The 18,267-nt window shown below is 74.7% G+C and carries 13 protein-coding genes and 1 tRNA gene; 5 read left to right on the top strand and 9 right to left on the bottom strand.

The window, feature by feature from the left end:
- Positions 1-88 precede the first annotated feature (88 nt).
- Entirely contained in the window at positions 89-526 is a 438-nt protein-coding gene (locus ACFV1L_RS07200; RefSeq protein WP_380363671.1) for a hypothetical protein, read from the bottom strand.
- Positions 527-779: 253 nt separating this feature from the next.
- Positions 780-1,868, bottom strand: a complete 1,089-nt coding sequence (locus ACFV1L_RS07205) for an ABC transporter ATP-binding protein (RefSeq protein ID WP_380363672.1) — start codon at positions 1,866-1,868, stop codon at positions 780-782.
- A gap of 301 nt (positions 1,869-2,169) precedes the next feature.
- Here ACFV1L_RS07205 and ACFV1L_RS07210 point away from each other — a divergent pair.
- Positions 2,170-2,243 (top strand) — tRNA-Thr (locus tag ACFV1L_RS07210).
- Positions 2,244-2,382: 139 nt separating this feature from the next.
- On the opposite strand, the gene ACFV1L_RS07215 is transcribed toward ACFV1L_RS07210, so the two are convergent.
- From ACFV1L_RS07215 to ACFV1L_RS07240, 6 genes are all read right to left on the bottom strand, one after another.
- Positions 2,383-3,195 carry a DUF6551 family protein gene (locus ACFV1L_RS07215; protein ID WP_380363674.1) on the bottom strand — a complete coding sequence of 271 codons (813 nt, stop codon included), beginning with the start codon at positions 3,193-3,195 and terminating at the stop codon, positions 2,383-2,385.
- Between the two features lie 148 nt (positions 3,196-3,343).
- Complete coding sequence (locus tag ACFV1L_RS07220) at positions 3,344-6,280, bottom strand: BTAD domain-containing putative transcriptional regulator (RefSeq protein WP_380363676.1); 2,937 nt, start codon at positions 6,278-6,280, stop codon at positions 3,344-3,346.
- A 327-nt stretch (positions 6,281-6,607) separates the two neighbouring features.
- Entirely contained in the window at positions 6,608-7,999 is a 1,392-nt protein-coding gene (locus tag ACFV1L_RS07225) for a lanthionine synthetase C family protein (protein ID WP_380363678.1), read from the bottom strand.
- The gene (locus tag ACFV1L_RS07230) at positions 7,996-11,040 is read right to left on the bottom strand and encodes a lantibiotic dehydratase (RefSeq protein WP_380363745.1); all 3,045 of its coding nucleotides are present in this window, start codon (positions 11,038-11,040) and stop codon (positions 7,996-7,998) included. Before ACFV1L_RS07230 ends, ACFV1L_RS07225 begins: the two co-directional genes overlap by 4 nt.
- Before the next feature lie 147 nt (positions 11,041-11,187).
- Complete coding sequence (gene lanA, locus ACFV1L_RS07235) at positions 11,188-11,340, bottom strand: SCO0268 family class II lanthipeptide (RefSeq protein ID WP_380363680.1); 153 nt, start codon at positions 11,338-11,340, stop codon at positions 11,188-11,190.
- A gap of 432 nt (positions 11,341-11,772) precedes the next feature.
- Entirely contained in the window at positions 11,773-13,119 is a 1,347-nt protein-coding gene (locus ACFV1L_RS07240) for a chloride channel protein (RefSeq protein WP_380363682.1), read from the bottom strand.
- A 170-nt stretch (positions 13,120-13,289) separates the two neighbouring features.
- Here ACFV1L_RS07240 and ACFV1L_RS07245 point away from each other — a divergent pair, with 170 nt between their 5' ends.
- Positions 13,290-13,514, top strand: a complete 225-nt coding sequence (locus ACFV1L_RS07245) for a hypothetical protein (RefSeq protein ID WP_380363684.1) — start codon at positions 13,290-13,292, stop codon at positions 13,512-13,514.
- A gap of 109 nt (positions 13,515-13,623) precedes the next feature.
- Entirely contained in the window at positions 13,624-14,175 is a 552-nt protein-coding gene (locus ACFV1L_RS07250) for a methylated-DNA--[protein]-cysteine S-methyltransferase (RefSeq protein WP_380363686.1), read from the top strand.
- Positions 14,176-14,190: 15 nt separating this feature from the next.
- Here ACFV1L_RS07250 and ACFV1L_RS07255 read toward each other — a convergent pair whose 3' ends face one another.
- Positions 14,191-15,276 (bottom strand): ATP-grasp domain-containing protein, encoded by a 1,086-nt coding sequence (locus ACFV1L_RS07255; RefSeq protein WP_380363687.1) that lies wholly within the window; start codon positions 15,274-15,276, stop codon positions 14,191-14,193.
- 370 nt (positions 15,277-15,646) lie between these two features.
- Here ACFV1L_RS07255 and ACFV1L_RS07260 point away from each other — a divergent pair, with 370 nt between their 5' ends.
- Positions 15,647-17,053: a family 2B encapsulin nanocompartment shell protein gene (locus ACFV1L_RS07260; protein WP_380363689.1), complete on the top strand. Its 1,407-nt coding sequence runs from the start codon at positions 15,647-15,649 to the stop codon at positions 17,051-17,053.
- A 113-nt stretch (positions 17,054-17,166) separates the two neighbouring features.
- Positions 17,167-18,249, top strand: coding sequence for a family 2 encapsulin nanocompartment cargo protein polyprenyl transferase (locus ACFV1L_RS07265; RefSeq protein ID WP_380363691.1), 1,083 nt, complete (start codon positions 17,167-17,169; stop codon positions 18,247-18,249).
- Positions 18,250-18,267 lie beyond the last annotated feature (18 nt).

Here is an 18,267-nt window from a genome sequence, read left to right on the forward strand (position 1 = left end):
CGCCCACCCGCCGATGCCGTGCTGCCACCAACGGAAGAGCCCGCCTCCGGTCAGTCCGGGGGCGGGCTCTGCGACGGAGCGGGAGCGGCTAGCCGACGACGCCCGCGGCGAAGGAGCCGTCGCAGACCGGGCGGGCGAAGGAGCGGGCGCGCTGGACGTCGCCCTGGTACTTCTTCACCGCGGCGCGGCCGAGCTCGCCGGCGAGCGCGCTGCAGTACGGGGTGAGCGAGGGCTTCTCCCGCATGGTGCGCTCCAGCAGGTCGAGCGCGGAACCCGGGTTGTGGTTCTTCAGCTCCTCCAGGAGGTCGACCCGGAGCGCGTCCTGCGCGGCGAGGCCCTGGGTGTTGGGGGAGCCGGTGGTCCGGCCGATGGAGCCGTCCCCGCTGGACGCCGCGACGACCTGCTGGTCCAGCGCGGTGGGCGGGGCCCACGGGACACGGGTGACGGCGAGCGTGCCGGTGGTCACCAGGATCACCGGCAGGGTGAGGGCAACGGTCTGGCCGATACGGCGAACGAGCTGTTTCACGCACAGGAGAGTAGCGGTGTGTGGCGCGTCGGGCGCGCTGCGTTACACCAATGAGTGACGGGTGTCCTGGTTTGTGCCGCCATCGGGTTGACGGCGGGGCCCGGAACGGGGGAACGGCGGAACCCCCTGCCGACCGCCGTGGGCAGGGGGTTCCGGTTGCGTTCGCCGGCGCGGGCCGGGGCGTCGGCGGCTGAGGCCGTCGGCGGCTGGGGGCCGTCTTGCGGCTGGGGCCGTCTGCGGCCTCAGGGCGCCGTCAGCGGCTGAGGCGCTCGCCGGTGGTGGCGAAGACGTGGGTCTCGTTGCCGACCGGGACGACGTGGATGGTCTCGCCGCGCTGCGGGATCTCCCGGCTGTGCACGCGGACCACGATGTCCTTGTCCTGGCCCGACACCTGGGTGGTGCCGTACACGAAGCCGTCGGCGCCGAGCTCCTCGACCACGTTGACGGTGACCGCGACGCCCTCCAGGCCGCCGGCCGGGACCACCTGGAAGTGCTCGGGGCGGATGCCCACCACGACGTTCTTGGCGTCGCCGGCCTTGGCCAGGTCCGCGCGGTCGATGTTGATGACCGAGCCGCCGAACTTGACGCCGCCGTCGACCAGCGGGACCTCGACGAGGTTCATCGCGGGGGAGCCGATGAAGCCGGCCACGAACAGGTTGGCGGGCTTGTCGTACATCGCGCGCGGGGCGTCGACCTGCTGGAGCACGCCCTTGTCGAGCACCGCGACGCGGTCGCCCATGGTCATGGCCTCGGTCTGGTCGTGGGTGACGTAGACCGTGGTGATGCCCAGGCGGCGCTGCAGCGAGGCGATCTGGGTACGGGTCGAGACGCGGAGCTTGGCGTCCAGGTTCGACAGCGGCTCGTCCATGAGGAAGACCTGCGGCTGGCGGACGATCGCGCGGCCCATCGCGACACGCTGGCGCTGACCGCCGGAGAGCGCCTTCGGCTTGCGGTCCAGGTACTCGGTCAGGTCGAGGATCTTGGCGGCCTCTTCGACCTTGGTGCGGATGTCCGCCTTGTTCACGCCGGCGATCTTCAGGGCGAAGCCCATGTTCTCGGCGACGGTCATGTGCGGGTAGAGCGCGTAGTTCTGGAACACCATCGCGATGTCCCGGTCCTTCGGCGGCAGGTGGGTCACGTCGCGGTCGCCGATCCGGATGGCGCCGTCGTTCACGTCCTCCAGGCCGGCCAGCATGCGCAGGGAGGTGGACTTGCCACAGCCGGAGGGGCCGACCAGGACGAGGAACTCGCCGTCGCCGATCTCCAGGTCGAGCGCGTCGACCGACGGCTTGTCGGCACCCGGGTAGACACGGGTGGCCTTGTCGTACGTCACAGAAGCCATGCTGCTTCGCTCCTTCACCGGCAGGAACGTGCCGGACGATCCGAGTAAAGGTTGGGTTGTCTCGGCCGCCCCGAGTGGTCTGGACCACAGGCTCTCCGGCGCGACTCCCCGTGACGCTACCTGGCAGTTCATCCTTTTGTCAGCAGTCGGTCGCCCCAGACTTCCGCATCAATCCGGTCACGACCCCGGCCGCCCGCCCCCACACCCTGCCCACACCCCGCCCACAACCACCCGCATCCCCACGCCCCCGCCCGGTACACTGCCCTCTGGTGCCACCGCGGATCACCCGCCCGGCCACCACGCCTCCTTAGCTCAGCTGGCCAGAGCACCGCTCTTGTAAAGCGGGGGTCGTCGGTTCGAACCCGACAGGGGGCTCCGTGTACGAGGGCTGACGGAGGGCCGGTCGTCGGGAGGGATCCCGGGCCGGCCCTTTGGCGTTGGGGCGTCTGGCGGGCGGGTGGGGGATGCGCCAAGGGCCCGGCGGACCGGGCCCTTGGCGTTGTGCGACGGATGGTCAGATGTTGATGCGGTTGCCCTCGCGCCTGCCCTTGTTCCACTCGCCGACGATGAGCTGGTAGCAGGTGCTCACCCTCGATCCCGTTCCGCTGTGGCGCGTACCGCCGGCGGAGGCGAGCGCCGTGATGTTGGCGCGCCACCGGAAGGCGGGATCCTTCTTGCCGATCTTCTCGGCGAGGGCCTTGTCGTCGATGTCGTCGCCGTGGCGGCCCAGGAACATGCCGATGCCCCCGAGGAGCATGCCGTCCCAGGTCTCCTTCGTCCGTCCCCAGGCATCCTCGGCTACCTTGAGCGTCCGCTCCAGGGTTTCCGGCCCGTAGAGGTCGGTGATCCGGAGCACGCCGGAGACCGCGCCGACGGTGTTGGTTCCGGTCGAGCCCATCGCGAGGTTGCGCTTGCGCAGCGCGGCATCGGTGTCGACGAACAGCGGGAGGCCGGCAGTGAGGCCGATCTTGTATTCGTCGAGGGGCGTGGGCTTGCTCGACTCCCTGTTCTTGATCAAGAACAGTACGGCCTCTTCCTGCTGGTCGAGACCATGGTGCACCTCGGCCATCAGCGTGGGAATGCTGCGAAGCTTGCACACGTGCCAGCGGTGCATTCCGTCGACGATGTAGCGATCGCCGTTGGCTCGCTGGGAGACCACGATCGTGCCGAGTGCCTCGGGGACCAGGTTGTTGGCTATGCCCATCGCGCGCGGCTCGTTGAGAGTCCGCTGGGCCTTCTCGTCGATCTTGAGCTCGTCGACGGGGATCGGGACACCGTGCTCGACCACGTGTTCCCGCAGTTCGTACGAGTACTTCTTGCTGGGCATGGCTCTGCCCCTTCTGCGTCGCGCTCGGGAGTGTGGCTGACCGCCAGGAAGGGGATGCGACGCGGGGCCAACGTTAGCCCATATGCCTCAATTGACGCATCGTCATATCAAATGGGTGCATCATGCGGTCGATGCTTCTGCGGTCACGTCAGGCGGTTTCGGTGGTGGCGATGAGGTGGCGGATTTCGGCGACTTCGCGGACGTCGGCGTTGGCGAGGCGGGTCAGGGCGTTGCGCCAGGCGGCGAGGGCTTCGGTGGGGCGGCCGAGGTCGCGGAGGACGAGGCCGCGGACGTGTTCGACGAGGCCGGTGGCGTAGCCCTCGGGGAGGGCGGAGGCGTGGGTGAGGAGGTCCTGGCTGGCGGTCAGGGCCTCGGTGAGGCGGCCCTGTTGGCGGAGGGCGTCGATGCGGCCCTTCTGCGCTTCGACGCGGAAGTCCCAGGGGGCGCTGCCGGGCGGGAAGGCGAGGGACGCGTCGAAGTGGCGGATGGCGTCGTCGTGGGCGCCGAGGCGGAGGTAGGCGAAGCCGATGTTGAGGAGGCCGGCGACCTCGGCGGCGGTCATGCCGACCCGGCGGCCGAGTTCGATGCTGCGCCGGTGGTAGCTGATGGCGAGGTGCGGGTCGGTGGCCTCGGCGATGTTGCCGAGGTTGCCGTAGATGGTGGCCTCGTTGGAGATGTTGCCGTGCCGGCGGGCGAGTTCGGCGGCGGTTTCGAGGACGGCCAGGGCTTCTTCGTCGCGGTCGAGCGAGTGCAGCAGCACGCCGCGGTTGGTGGCCGCGATCCGTTCGTGGTGCGTCTCGCCGAGTCCGTGCCACAGCGCCTCGCCCCGTTCGACGAGTTCGAGGGCGGACAGGTAGCGGCCGACGTCGAAGTGCGCGCAGGCGAGGTCGCTGAGGGCGTACGCCTCGGCGAAGGCGTCGCCCGCCTGCCGGGCCGCGCGCAGGGCGGCGTGGTTGAGCTGGGCGAGTTCCTGGGTGCGGCCGCGGTTGCGGAGGTAGGGGAAGAGCGCCCGGACGGTCAGGAGCAGGGGTTCGGCGGCCCACGGCTGCTCGGCGAGGCGGTCGGCGAGGACCAGCAGGTTGCCGTACTCGGTGTCGCCGAAGGCCAGGGCGGCGGGCTGGTCGAGTTCCCGGTCCGGGGGGACGGCCGGGAGTCGGCGGTCGGGGTGCTTGTCCGGTTCGAGGGCCAGGGCGGCGGCGGATGCGGTGGCCCGGTACCAGTCCAGCGCGGCGCGGGTGAGCCGCAGGCGCTGCTCGGGGTCGGCGGTGAGTTCGCGGGCGAAGTCGCGGACCAGGTCGTGCGGCACGTACCGGTCGAGGCGCGGCTCGTCGAGGAGCGCGACCTCGGTGAGCCGGTCGAGGGCGGTGCCGGCCTGGGCGGGGGTGAGGCCGAGGACGCCGGCCAGCAGCGGGGCGCTGTACTCGGGCAGGTCGAGGGCGCCGACGGCGAGCAGGGCGTCGGCGGCCCGCCGGTCGGGCCGCCGGGCGGAGGCGCGCAGCGAGTCGTACGTCAGGGCGAGTGACTGACGGATGCTCAGGTCGTCGAGTTCGAGTTCGTCGAGGCGGTCCTCGCGGTCCTCCAGCCGGCCGACCAGGCCGCGGACCGGGAGGGTGCGGCGGGCGGCGAGCCGGGCGCCGACGATCCGCAGGGCGAGCGGGAGGCGTCCGCACAGCTCGGCCAGGCGGGCCAGGTCGGCCTGTTCGAAGGCGACCACGGCGCGGTCGGCGGTGGCGCGGCCCGCGGTGCGTTCGACCAGGGCGATGCTCTCGCGTTCGGAGAGGGTGTCCAGTCGCAGGTGGAGTGCGCCGTCCAGGGCGAGCATCGGGGTGCGGCCGGTGATCAGCACGGCGCAGCCCGGGCCGGCCGGCAGCAGCGGCCGGACCTGGGCGAGGTCGGCGGCGTCGTCGAGCAGCAGCAGGGTGCGGGTGCCGGTCAGGGTGGTGCGCAGCAGTGCGGCGGCGGTGTCGGGGTCGTCGGGCAGCCCGGACGGTTCGATGCCGAGGCCGCGCAGCAGGGTGGTGAGGGCGGGCAGTGCGCCCAGCGGGGTCAGGCCGGGGGTGGCGCCGCGGAGGTTGAGGAAGAGCTGGCCGTCCGGGAACTCGGTGCGCAGCGCGTGGGCGCAGGCCAGCGCGAGGGCGGACTTGCCGACGCCGGCCATGCCGCTGACCACGGCCACGGCGGGCCGGTCGGTGCGGGCCAGCAGGGCGGCGCGCAGGGTGGCGAGCTGCTCCCGGCGGCCGAGGAAGTGTGCGGGCGGGGAGGGGAGTTGGGCGGGCGCGGGGCGGGCGGCGCGGGGTTCGGCGGGCGAGGCGGGCGAGGCGGCGGGGGCGGGCGGGTCGGCGGGGGCCGGGTCGGCGAGGATCCGCCGGTGCACCTCCCGGACGGCCGGGCCGGGTTCGATGCCCAGTTCGTCGACCAGGGTGCGGCGCAGCCGCTGGTACGCGTCGAGGGCGCGGGCCCGCTGCCCGGTCCGGTCGAGGGCCTGCATCAGCTGGCCGTGGAAGCCCTCGTGCAGCGGGAACTCTCCGGTCAGGGCGGTGAGTTCGGCGATCACTCCGTGCGGGCGGTCCTGGCGCAGTTCGGCGTCGAAGCGCCATTCCAGGGCCTGCAGCCGGTTCTCCCGCCACTGTTCGAGCTGGGCGGCGTGCTCGGCGGCCGGTTCCGGGACGTCGGCGAGCGGTTCGCCGCGCCACAGCTCCAGGGCGGCGGTGGTCTCGGCGAGCACCTGCGGGAGGTCTCCGGCCTGGTGGGCGGCGCGGGCCCGGCGCACGGCCCGGTCGAACCGGAGGGTGTCCAGTTCGTCGTCGGCGACGTCCAGCCGGTAGCCGCCGGGGACGGCCCGCAGGCGGTGTCCGGATTCGTCGCCGAGGGCGCGGCGCAGCCGGGCGACCAGGTTGCGCAGCGAGGCCTCCGCCGTGGCGGGGCCGCGGGCGCCCCACAGGGTGTCGGTCAGGCGGTCGAGCGAGACCGGCCGGTTGGCGTGCAGCAGCAGGACGGCGAGCAGGGCACGGGCCTTGGGGCCGCGCACCGGGCAGTCCTTCTCGCCGTCGTGCGCCAGCAGACTGCCGAGCAGGCCGAACCTCACCGGTGTCCCTCCGTGACGCGTGCAGGTCCCCTCCGACTCCCGCCGGTGCACGTGAGGGAGATGTTAGCTGCCGGTTATCGGCCCACCCCAGGCTGTGTTCATCGGGACGCGACCGGAAGTGGGACACCGGCGGCGGCCCGGTTCCGTGGGCCGGTCACTCGCCGGCGGCCGGCCCGCGACCCGTCGGCCCCGGCTGTGCCCGCGCTGCTCCGCGCACGGCCCGGGGCGGCGAAGCGTCGGTGCGGCGGCGGGGGGACAGCGCCGTGCCGAGCGCCCTCGGAGCGGCACCCGTGGGGGGACGGGTGCCGCTCCGACGCGTCTGCGCGGTCAGGACAGCAGCAGCGGCATGTCCCAGTCGTGCGGGGTGCCGCCGGCCGCGTACGAGTCCAGGGCGAGCGCGGCGCCGGCGGCGCCGTCCAGGTAGCCGGAGACGTCCGAGGCGAACGGCTTGGCGGTCATGGTGAAGCGCAGGCCGAACGGCGCGTCCGGGTCGAACGCGTCGACCAGCCGGGCGGCGATCAGGTCCCGCCGCCGCTCGATCCGGGGATCGGCGAAGTGCTCGTTCAGGCGGCCCAGTTGGTGCAGGGCGCCGGCCCAGCCGTGGCACAGGGCGTGGTCGGTGATGCCCCAGTCGTCGAGCGGGACGGTCAGCAGCCGTTCCACCGAGGCGCGGGCCGTCGCCGTCCAGTCCGGGCGGTCGAGGACCGTCCCGGCGACCTGCAGGGCGCGGGAGACGCCCGGTGCCCCGTAGCACCAGGACGGCCAGCTCGGGGGCTTGTCGTAGGCGTCCGGGCCGGCCAGGTACTCGGTGAGGTCGAGGTAGCCCGGCCAGTAGGGGCCGTGCTCGTCGCGGACCGCCCAGTGGGTGAGCAGTCCGGCGGCGCTCTCCAGCGCCTCCTGGTGGCCGGGCAGCCGGACGCCGTCGCGCCAGGCCAGGGCGAGCAGCATGAGCGGGCCCGCGACGCCGTGCGACAGGCCGAGGTTGAGGTGGCCGTCGGGGAGCAGGTGCTCGGAGCCGGTGCGGGGCGCGTCCAGCGACCACCAGCGGGGCACCCGCACGCCGCGGTGGGCGGTGTCGCCGCGGGCCAGTTCGATCAGGTAGCCGAGGACGCGTTCCAGTTCCTCCCCGCAGGTCTCGGCGCGGGCCAGCAGGTACCGGCCGACGCCGGTCATGCCGCGCACCACCTCGTAGTGGCCGATGGTGGTCAGCGGGCCGTCCGGGACGGCGGGCAGCGCGGTGCGCACGAGCTGCCGCTGGTAGGCGTCGAGCCGGTGCAGGGCGGTGGTGTAGCCGCCGGTGGCCCGGTTGGCGGCCAGGACGGCGAAGGCCAGCGCCCCGGGGCCCTTGAAGATCCCGCTGGGCGTGGTGTCGCCGTCGGCGGCGGCCCGGGTGGCGACCGCGAGCCAGCCGTGGGCCCGGGCCGCCCGGTCGGTGCCCGGGCGGGCGCCGCCGCTGAACGCCAGGGACAGGCCGGGGCTGCCGCTGCCGAGCGTCAGTTCGGCCCAGACCCCTTCGGGCAGGCCGTCGTCGGCGGCCTCCGCCGGGATCCGGGTGGCGGCGATGGTGGCGGCCGGGTCGGCGAGCCGGTCGAGGATCCGGTCGGACACCGTTCCGGCCGCCTCGCGCAGCCCGGCCCGGTGGGAGGCCGTCGCGGTCGGTTCGGTGACGGTCATCGGCTGCTCCGGGGTCGAGGGGGCGGGGGTGCGACGGTCCGTCATGAACCGTTCCCGGTGTGGGCGCGGCGGCCCAGCAGGGCGCGGGCGGCGCCGCGCAGGACGGCGTAGCCGCGGGCCTCGGCGGCCGGGTCGATGCCGAACAGGCGGTTGTGGCGCATGTGCAGCAGCGACATCAGGGCCTCGTCGCGGTCGGCCTCCGGTGCGGCCAGCAGCAGCCGGCCGAACTCGCGCGGGGCGGGGGAGTCCGTCCAGAGCGTGGCCAGCGCGGGGACGCCGAGCAGGCCGGCGGCGTGCCGGGCGGCGTCGCCGGGGCGGATCAGCCGGTCGGTGAGGGCGCGGTGGCGCTGGTAGACCTGGTGGTCGGGGCTCTTGTCGAACAGGTGGTCGGCCCAGCCGCACCAGTCCCAGTCGCCGAGCGAGTCCAGCAGCACGGCGTGGCCGACGGCGGCCAGCACCTCGTCCGGCACCGCGGCGGCCCCGGCCCGGCGGGCCTGCAGCTGCACCACCGCGGACTGACTGTCCGTCAGGAACAGCTCCTCGGCGGCCTGCTGGGCGCCCGGTCCGAGGTACCGGTCGGTCTCCGGCCGGTACACGTCCAGCGCCATGGTGCGCAGCGCGCCGCGCTCGATCAGGGTGCGGACGTGCCGGGACAGGGCGGGCAGGACGCGGCCGGCCAGGACGTCCGGGGAGCCGTGCAGGCGCAGCCGCAGGTGCGGTTCGGGGTCGCGGTAGCGCAGGAAGAACCAGCGGTCGATGTCGTCCCCGAGGTCGCCGAGCAGGGCGGGCAGGTGCTCGGCGAGCAGCGTCTCGTGGGTCGACGGGTCGGCGTACAGCTTGGCGAACAGCCAGTCCTCGCCCGGCAGGTGGACGGCGGTCGGGGCGACGCGCAGCGCGGACCTGGCGAGCGGCGGGCGGTCGTCGGCGGCCTTCGGCGCCGGGGCGCGGAACAGCGGGACGACGATCTCGGTGCTGTGCCCGTGGTTCCAGCCGAGGCCGGCGCCGTCCGCGGTGAGGTCCTGGAAGAGCTGGAACCGCGGTTCGGGGGCGGTGAGTTCGGCGCGCAGCAGTTCGGCGTCCCAGCTCTCCCGCAGGTCGATCGGGAACATCCGGTCGTTGCTGGCGATCTGCAGCCGGTCGGGCACCCGGTAGCGCTCGCGCCACTCGCGCAGGCCCTGCGCCCAGGCGGCCGGACCGGCGGTGCGGGCGGCGTCGCGCAGGCGGCGGCCGGGCAGCCAGCGGCGCGGCGTGGTCAGGACCCGGCCGTAGCGGACGGCGGGCAGGTACGGCAGGGTGTCCAGGCCCGCCCAGTCCCAGCCGGACCACACCCGGGGGCGGGCCGCGGCCAGGTCGGACAGGAACCGGGCGACCGGCGGGGCCTGCGCGTCCAGGGCGAGCATGTGCGGGAACACCGGGACGACCTGACGGCCGGTCGCCGGGTGCAGCAGGCGCAGCCCGTCCTCGCCGGCGGCGACCAGCAGGGTGCGCCAGTCCAGGCAGTGCGGGTCGTCGCGGTCGGCGGCCACTCCGATCGGCAGGCGGTGCGGCAGCAGCGGCGGCACCTGGACGATGTTCAGCGACCGCGGGTCGCGCGGGGCCAGCTCGACCTGGACGGGCAGCACCTCGTCGTCGGCGGGTCCGGCGGCCAGGGCGGCGAGGCCGTCGGTCAGGCCGGCCAGGTCGGCGAACCGGCCGGCGGTGGCGCCGGCCGTCCAGGAGCCGATGTGCGGGCTGCCGAGCAGCAGGAACTCGCCGCGGTCGAGCGCGGCGGTGGAGTCGGCGAGCACCTGGAAGCAGAGCTCCAGGGTGCGCGGCGGGCGGGTGCTGCCCGGCCGGTGGCCGGCGGCGTCCGCGAGGCGGGCGACGTCGGCGTCGTCCAGCACCACGTCCCGGCCCGACAGCACGGCCTGCTGGACGAGTTCGGCGACGGCGTTGCGGCGCGGCCGGTCGGCGTCGTCGCCGGGCCCGGAGCGAGAGTGCGCGGGCAGCGCGCCGCCGTACTCGGGCGGCAGGCCGAGGCCGCGGTGCGGGTCCGCCAGGTCGCCCAGCGGGACGGCGCTGGCCGTGCCGTAGCGCTCGACGAACCGCTCCCGGTAGTCCCGCAGGTGCTCCAGCGTGGTCCACTCGGGCGTGATCGCCCAGATCGCGGCGGCGTACCGGCGCACCTCCTCGCCGATCGCCTCCGGCAGCACCAGGTCCGCGGGCATCCGCAGGTCGACCTGGACGGGCGGCCGCTCGCCGGCCCGGTCGGCCGGGTCCAGCGCCCGCACTTCGTCGAGCAGCGCCCGCCAGGACGCCAGCCCCTCGCCGGGCCGGTCGCGCTCGTGGACGGCCGCCGCGGCCCGGACGGCCCGCAGCCCCTCGGCGGCGCCGGGCACCGCCCCGTCGACGGCGGACTCGATCCGTGCCAGCAGCGCGTCGTCGATCCGGTGCGGGGTCAGCGAGGTCAGCAGGAAGCCGTGCTGGACGAGTCCGGCCAGCACGGCGTCGATCCGCTCGGCCGGCAGCTGCGGGAAGCGCTCCGCCAGGTCGGCCAGCAGCGCGGCGTAGCCGACCGGTCGGGCCGCCAGTTCGCGCACCCGGGCGACCAGTGCGTTGTCGCGCACCGAGACCTCGCGCTCGCCGGTGTGCCGCAGCAGCCGGCCGTCGCGCAGCACCGACAGGTCGTCCAGTACCACCTCGATCCGGCGGCGGACCTCCGGCACGGCCAGCCAGTCCAGCACGCGGCGGTGCAGCCAGCCGCCGTCCAGCCGCACCCGCACCTGGCCGGGCCCGGCCGGCGAGGACTTCGCGGCCGCCCCGAAGCGGGCCCGCCCGACGCCCGCGAACAGTCCGAACGGGGTGGGCCGGCCGCCGGAGCGGCGGGCGTAACGGGTCAGTGTGCGGGCCGCGCTGACGGTCCGCTTGCGGCCCAGCGCGGCCGCGCCGTCCGGCTCGCCCAGGCGCTGCAGGCTGAGCGAGAGGCTGCCGCTGGCGACCTCGACGGCCTGCCGCAGCAGCGGGTCGGCGGCCAGCCGGCGCACCCCCGGCACGGGGTCGTCGGGGTCGATCCGGGCCTCGGCGCCGGTCCGGGGCGTGCTGGCCATCCGCACCAGCACCGGCTCGCGGACCTCGAACAGGTCCTGCTCTGCTCGCACGTTCGTGGTGTCCCTCGGGGTCGCAGACGGTGGGGAGAACGAAGAACGCGGGGCGGGCCGCAGCCCGCCCCGCGCACGTGGTCTACCGACGTGTCGTCAGCAGCAGACCGGGCAGCGGGTGCCGATGGCGTAGCTGCTCGGCGAGGTGTAGGTGCCCTGGCCGAACTCCTGGGTCTGCTCCGAGACCTCCGCGATGCGGAGGTCGAGGTCGAGGTCGGTGTCCTGCTGCACGAGGATCTCGGTGCGCATTTTCCCCTCCTGAGGGCTCGTCGGTCCGGCCGGAACGGCGTCCCGACCGTCGCCGGCCGCGGACGAGGGTCCGCTGTCGGCGCCGAGGCCAACTTTTTCCCGGCTTCCCACGATGTGGTGAGTGCCGTCCTGGCCAACCTGTCGGCATATGCCCGCCGCCGGCTCCCGCGGCCCGCCCGACCTGCGGTTCGGGCCCCGACGGACGGTGTGCCGGGCGGGTCGGGCGGGTGCGCACCGTGTCCATTTCGGGTCGGGCCGGAGCCCCCCAGGTTTCAGCAGTGAAAACGATGAACGCTACTGGTCCCGGGCGGCGGGGCAGCAGTCGTGGGGCCCGTGCGACAGGAGTCCACGACCGGTTCGGCCGACGTTCACGGTTTTGACGCAAACTCTGCCGCCCGACCGCGGCCGGCCGGCTCAGTCCGCCGTGCCGGCTCAGTCCGCCGTGCCGGCCGGGGCCGGCCGGCCCTGCGCCTGGTCCCCCGCCGCCCGGTGCACCAGCGTCGCGGTGAGGAACGCCACCACCGCGCTCACGATCAGCAGCGGCAGCGAATCCGCCGCCTGATCGCCCAGCAGCAGCGCCGCCAGCACCGAACTCGTCACCGGCAGCCGGGTCGCCGCCGCACCGCTGGCCGCCATCCCCGCCGCCAGGCCCGCCTCCACGCCCAGCCCCGGCAGACCCCCCGCCGCCACCCCCAGCGCCGCACCCAGCAGCAGCGCCGGAAAGATCGGACCGCCCCGCATCGACCCCAGCGCCACCCCCCAGCCCAGCCCCTTGAACACCACCAGCGCCAGCAGCGCCCCCACCGGCCACGCCCGCGGATCCGCCGCCACCTGCGCCAGCGTCGCCTGCCCCGACAGCGCCGCCTCCTCCGGCGACCGGCCCGTCGCCACCGCGTACCCCGTCACGCACAGGCCCACCAGCACCGCGCAGATCACCGTCCGCACCCCCGTGCGCTGCGCCGTGAACTCCGCGAACCGGTGGCCCACCGTCTGGCCGGCGACCACCACCACCGCGACCGCCACCGCCAGCGGCACGCCCCACAGGAAGTCCCCCGCGTCCGGCAGCGACGCCTTCGGCACCGTCGGAAGGCTCAACGCCCCGATCGTCAGGCCCGTCCAGTGGCCGAACCCGGTGAACACCAGCGCTCCGACCCCCGACGCCAGCAGGCACGGCAGCAGCAGCAAGGTCAGCTGGGCCCCGCCCAGACTCGCCGCCTCCAGCATCAGCACCGCCGCCACCAGCGGACTCCCGAAGATCGTCGAGATCGCCGCCGTCGACCCCGCCGCGCCCAGCATCGGCGCCAGCAGCGGGCTCGCCGTCGGCCGCGCCCGCCCCACCGCCAGCAGCGCCAGACCGCTGCCCAGCGCCATCAACGGCGCCTCCGGACCCAGCACCACGCCCAGCGGCAGCGCCGCCAGCGCCGCCAGCACCACCGACGGCACCTCCACCGGCAGCGTCGGCGGCCCGCCCAGGCCGTGCACCGGCGTGTGCCCGCCCCGGCCCGGCAGCCGGGTGACGATCGGCGCCAGCAGCAGACCCGCCAACGCCAGCGCGGGCAGCGCCCACCACCACGGCGCCCGCCCGTACCCCAGTGCCTCCGGCGCCGACTGCCACACCCAGTGCTGCAACTCGTGCTCCAGGCCGACGAAACCGAACGCCGCCAGCGAGACCGGCACACCCACCAGCGCCGAGACCAGCAGCAGCCGCCCGTACCCCGGGCTGCGCAGCAGCGCCCGGATCCCGGGCGTCCCCGACGGGCCGGCGGCCTGCTCTGCCATCTGCGCTCCCTGCCTCGCCCGGACACACCTGCTCCGACCGTCCGCCGCCCCGCCGGGCCGGGCCATCCGGGCGCGCCGAACGGGCGAGCGGCGCACCCGCGCGGGCCCGGCCCGCCGGTCGTACGGTGGACGGAGGGGGACACCGGGGGGCCCGATCCGAGGAGAACGCGATGCCCGGTTCCATGACCATCGGCCACACCGACGCGCTCGTGATGCTCAGCCACGACGACGCCGAGCGGCTCACCGCCGTGCTGTCCGGCCTCTCCGACCTCGCCGCCACCGGCCGGCTCCCCGCCACCGAACTCGCCACCCTCTCCGGCGGCGACGCCCCGGACCGCGCCGAACTCGCCACCTGGTCCCGCCAGCTCGCCGCCTACCTGCGCGACCACCTCTGACCCGCTCACGCCCCGCGCCGCGAACGCCGCCGCCGACGGGCGGCCGCCCGCGGCGCGAGGCGTGTCCGGGGGCCTGCGGCGGACCGGGGCGCGCGGATAGGTTGGGGGGATGGAGCTGTCGTGGGTGACCGTGCGGACGCCGTTGCCGAGTGGGCCGATGCGGTTCGGGGTGACGGCGGACGGGGTGGCGGCGGTGACGTACGCCGGGGAGGTGTTCGCGGGGCGGCCGGTGGGGGTGCCGGAGTGCCGCGACGAGCGGAAGCGGGCGCTGGTGGAAGCCCGGGTGGGGGAGTACTTCGCCGGGCGGCGGCGGGAGTTGGAGCTGCCGATCGACTGGCGGTTCGCGTCCGGGCCGCAGCTGACCGTGCTGCGCTGCCTGTGGGCGGAGGTGGGCTACGGACGCACCGTGACCTACGGCGAACTCGCCGCCCGCAGCGGGGTGTTCGAGGGTGTGAACGAGCCGGGGGTGCCGGCCCGGACGGTCGGGCAGATGATGGGGGCCAACCCGCTGCCGCTGCTGGTGCCGTGCCACCGGGTGGTGGCCGCGGACGGCCTGGGCGGGTTCGGCGGGTCGTGGCACGGGGTGGAGGTGAAGCGCTGGCTGCTCACCCTGGAGGGGGTGCTGCCGCCGACCCTGGACTGGTCCGGGCCGGCGGACTGAGCGGGCGGGCGGTCGCTACCGGGCGAGGGCGGGCGGGAGCAGGCCGCCGGTCCGCTCCAGCGCCGGCGCCGCGGCCTGTCGCGGCAGGACCGCCTGGATGCCGGACACCAAGGTGTACTCGCCGAGCGCGAGTTCGTCCACGGCGGGCAGCGACGGCCGCCCGCCGAGCGCGAGTTCGAGCGCGGCGGCGGGCAGGTTGAGCCCGCAGAGCCGGAGCTGGTGCAGGCCGCCGGACGGGCGGGTGTTGATGTCGAGGACCACGGGGCGGCCGTCCGGCTCGTGCCGGAACTGGACGTTGGAGAGGTGGCCGACGCCGAACTGCTCGACCAGGCGGCGGGCCGGCTCCAGGTAGCGGGGGTCGACGGTGAAGCTGCGGCGGCGCCCCTGCTTGGTGCGGCCGACGGCGGCCAGCAGCTGCCCGTCCTGGTCGGCGAGGCAGTCCACGGACACCTCGGGGCCGTTCAGGTACGGCATCACCAGCAGGTCGGCGGGGGCGGTGGAGGTGCGCAACGCGGCCAGCACCTGGTCGAGTTGGACCCGGGCGTCGACGTACCCGGCGAGCCGACGGAGGCTGAACGGCTCGCGGGTGAGGATCCGGAAGCCCTCGCCGCCGGCGCCGCTCGCGGGCTTCAGGCATGCCTGCGCGCCGGTGGCCTCGATCTCCTCGACGGCGGCCAGCAGTTGGGCGGCGGTGTCGGCGTGCCGCCACAGCGGGGTGGGCAGGCCGGCCGCGTCGAGGGCGCGGTAGCCCTCGGCCTTGCTGTCGAACAGCGCCGTCGCGGCCGCCGGCGGGCAGATCAGCGCGGTGCCGAGGGCCTCGAAGTCGCGGCGGCGCAGCGAGATCGCCAGCTGGTGCAGGCGGGGCAGGAACACGTCCACGTCGTGGCGGGCGCAGAACTCCAGCGCGAACTCGACGTAGCTCTCGGCGGAGAGCCGGTCCGGTTCCAGCAGCCCGAGGTCGGCGGCGGCGAGCACCGGCGAGTCGGCGTCGACGTGGGTCGCCAGGACGTGCACCGGGCGCGGCGCGGCCCGCAGCAGCTCGATGAAGAAGACGTTCTCGGCGTAGGTGCGGTTGAGCCAGACGCGGACGGGCGCGGTCACGGAAGGTCTCCCTGGAGAAGGGCGTGCCGATGGGAGGTCACCGACCGGTTCGCCTGCGCTGTGGCGGCGGTCACCACGCGGTGAGGGGGCCACCTTAGCGCTGTTCCGAGGCGATTCGAACAACGGGCCGGTGAACTGCGCGGACCCCTCGAACCGGGGCCGGACGGGGCGTTCGGGGGGCGTTCGCGGGGGCGTGCGGAAGGGTGTCGGGAGCCCCTCGGGGTTCGAACGATGATCGATCCAGCGCACTGGTCGCACTATTCAGCTCGCACACCTGAATCACCCGCACGAGTGATTGCCGCGGTACCTGACCGACCGTCAGCATGGTTGCCGCCCACCGCCGTCGACGTGATCACGAGGTCCCTCGGAAATGACGACCGAAACCACCGCCGGAATTCCCCAGTCGAGGCCGCAGAGCAGCCTCTCGGTGGCGGCCGCCAAGAACCTCGCGTCGACCACCAAGTCCGCCCCGCAGATGCAGGAGATCAGCAACCGCTGGCTGCTGCGCGCCCTGCCCTGGGTGGAGGTCTCCGGCGGCACCTACCGGGTCAACCGGCGGCTGTCGTACGCCGTCGGCCGCGGCCGGGTGGCCTTCGTGCAGACCGGGCGCGAGGTGGCCGTGGTGCCGCCCACGCTGCGCGAGGTGCCGGTGCTGCGCGGCTTCGAGGACGACGAGCTGCTCACCGAACTCGCCGGCCGCTTCGTCCAACGGGACTTCGCGGCAGGCGAGTTGCTGATCGAGCAGGGCCGCGAGATCGACGAGGTCTACTTGGTCGCGCACGGCAAGGTCGACAAGATCGGCACCGGCCGGTACGGCGACGCGACCGTGCTCGGCACCTTCGCCGACGGCGACCACATCGGCGACGAGGCGCTCACCGTCGCGGACCGCCGTTGGCCCTACAGCGTCAAGGCCGCCACCGCCGGCACGGTCATGGTGCTGTCCTGGCCGGCCTTCCAGGAGCTCGCCGACCGCTCCGAGGCACTGCGCGACCAGATCCTCGCCCACATCGCGGGCTCCCGGCTGCCGCAGAACCGCAAGGGCGAGGCGGAGATCGGAATGTCGGCCGGCCACGAGGGCGAACACGAACTGCCCGGCGCTTTCGTCGACTACGAACTCAAGCCCCGCGAATACGAATTGAGCGTCGCGCAGACCGTCCTGCGGGTGCACAGCCGGGTCGCCGACCTCTACAACAAGCCGATGGACCAGACCGAGCACCAGCTGCGGCTGACCGTGGAGGCGCTGCGCGAGCGCCAGGAGCACGAGCTGGTCAACAACCCGGAGTTCGGTCTGCTGACCAACGCCGAGTACGGCCAGCGGATCCAGACCCACTCCGGGCCGCCCACCCCCGACGACATGGACGAGCTGCTCTGCCGCCGCCGCAGCACCAAGTTCTACCTCGCCCACCCGCAGGCGATCGCCGCGTTCGGCCGCGAGTGCAACCGCCGCGGCCTGTACCCGGAGACCGTGCAGGTCGACGGGAAGACGGTGCAGAGCTGGCGCGGCGTCCCGATCTTCACCTGCAACAAGATCCCGGTGGTGAACGGCTCCACCTCGATCCTGGCGATGCGCGTCGGCGAGGACAACCAGGGCGTGATCGGCCTGCGGCCCGGCAAGCTGCCCGACGAGGTCGAGCCCGGGCTGAACGTCCGCTTCATGGGCATCGACGAGAAGGCGGTCATCTCCTACCTGGTCAGCGCGTACTACTCGGCCGCGATCCTCGTCCCGGACGCCATCGGCGTGCTGGAGAACGTGGACGTCGCGAACTGGCACGACTGACCGCCGGGCGGGCCCGCCGTCCCGGGCCCGCCCGTCCGCCGCGCCGGCACTCGGCCCGCGCGGAGATCACCCCCGCCCCGCACCGGGGGCGGGCCAGAGGGGGAGGACTCACCATGGCCATCACCGTGTCCGAACGCGAGCACCACGACGAGGACACCGTCGTCGTCGAGGGCGCCCGCGACACCGCGGAGGCCCTCGCCCTGCTCGGCCGGGCCCGCGCCGTGGTCGACCCCGCGCTGCGGGCCGCCGTGGACTCCCTGCCGGACTCGATGCGGCAGATCGCCGGCTACCACCTCGGCTGGCTGGAGGCCGACGGCGCCCCCAGCGCCGCCGGCTCCGGCAAGGCGATCCGCCCCGCCCTGGTGTTCGCCGCCACCCAGGCCGTCGGCGGCCGCCCGCAGGACGCCGTCCGCGCCGCCGCCGCGGTCGAACTCGTCCACAACTTCACCCTGCTGCACGACGACGTCCTCGACCGCGACCACACCCGCCGCCACCGGCCCACCGCCTGGCGGGTGTTCGGCACCACCGGCGCCATCCTGGCCGGCGACGCCATGCACTCGCTCGCCCTCCGGGTGCTCGCCGAGGACCCGCACCCCGCCGCCCCGGCCGCCGTCCGACGCCTCGCCGACTGCGTGGTCGAGCTCTGCGCCGGACAGCAGGCCGACTGCTCCTTCGAGCAGCGCGACGAGGTCACCCTCGCCGAATGCCTCGCCATGGCCGGGAGCAAGACCGGCGCCCTGCTCGGCTGCGCGTGCGCGCTCGGTGCGCTGTACGCCGGCGCGGACGCCGCCACCGCCGACGCGATGGACGCCTTCGGCCGCGAGATCGGGCTCGCCTTCCAGCTGATCGACGACCTGATCGGCATCTGGGGCGACCCCGCGATCACCGGCAAGCCGGTCGGCGCGGACCTCGCCGCCCGCAAGAAGTCCCTCCCGGTGGTCCGCGCGCTCACCGCCGGCGGCGCGGCCGGGGCGGAACTCGCCGCGCTGTACGCCTCCGGCCGCCCGCTCAGCCCCGCGGAGCTGGCCGCCGCCGCCGACGCCGTCGACCGCGCGGGCGGCCGCGCCTGGGCGCAGGGCGAGAGCTGCGAGCGGATGGCCACCGCGATCAGCCACCTGGCGGTGGCCGTTCCCGACCCGGAGCGCACCGACGAGCTGCTCGCGCTGGCGGAACTGGTCACCCGGCGGAACCACTGACGGAGCCGCCCCGGCCCG

The organism is Kitasatospora sp. NPDC059646, from assembly GCF_042734615.1.
Taxonomy (GTDB): Bacteria; Actinomycetota; Actinomycetes; order Streptomycetales; family Streptomycetaceae; genus Kitasatospora.

Coding starts and splice junctions, on each gene's coding strand:
- lanA (WP_380363680.1), bottom strand. CDS start 11,340: ATGCGCACCGAGATCCTCGTGCAGCAGGACACCGACCTCGACCTCGAC.
- ACFV1L_RS07230 (WP_380363745.1), bottom strand. CDS start 11,040: ATGGCCAGCACGCCCCGGACCGGCGCCGAGGCCCGGATCGACCCCGAC.
- ACFV1L_RS07240 (WP_380363682.1), bottom strand. CDS start 13,119: ATGGCAGAGCAGGCCGCCGGCCCGTCGGGGACGCCCGGGATCCGGGCG.
- ACFV1L_RS07215 (WP_380363674.1), bottom strand. CDS start 3,195: ATGCCCAGCAAGAAGTACTCGTACGAACTGCGGGAACACGTGGTCGAG.
- ACFV1L_RS07265 (WP_380363691.1), top strand. CDS start 17,167: ATGGCCATCACCGTGTCCGAACGCGAGCACCACGACGAGGACACCGTC.
- ACFV1L_RS07205 (WP_380363672.1), bottom strand. CDS start 1,868: ATGGCTTCTGTGACGTACGACAAGGCCACCCGTGTCTACCCGGGTGCC.
- ACFV1L_RS07250 (WP_380363686.1), top strand. CDS start 13,624: ATGGAGCTGTCGTGGGTGACCGTGCGGACGCCGTTGCCGAGTGGGCCG.
- ACFV1L_RS07225 (WP_380363678.1), bottom strand. CDS start 7,999: ATGACGGACCGTCGCACCCCCGCCCCCTCGACCCCGGAGCAGCCGATG.
- ACFV1L_RS07260 (WP_380363689.1), top strand. CDS start 15,647: ATGACGACCGAAACCACCGCCGGAATTCCCCAGTCGAGGCCGCAGAGC.
- ACFV1L_RS07245 (WP_380363684.1), top strand. CDS start 13,290: ATGCCCGGTTCCATGACCATCGGCCACACCGACGCGCTCGTGATGCTC.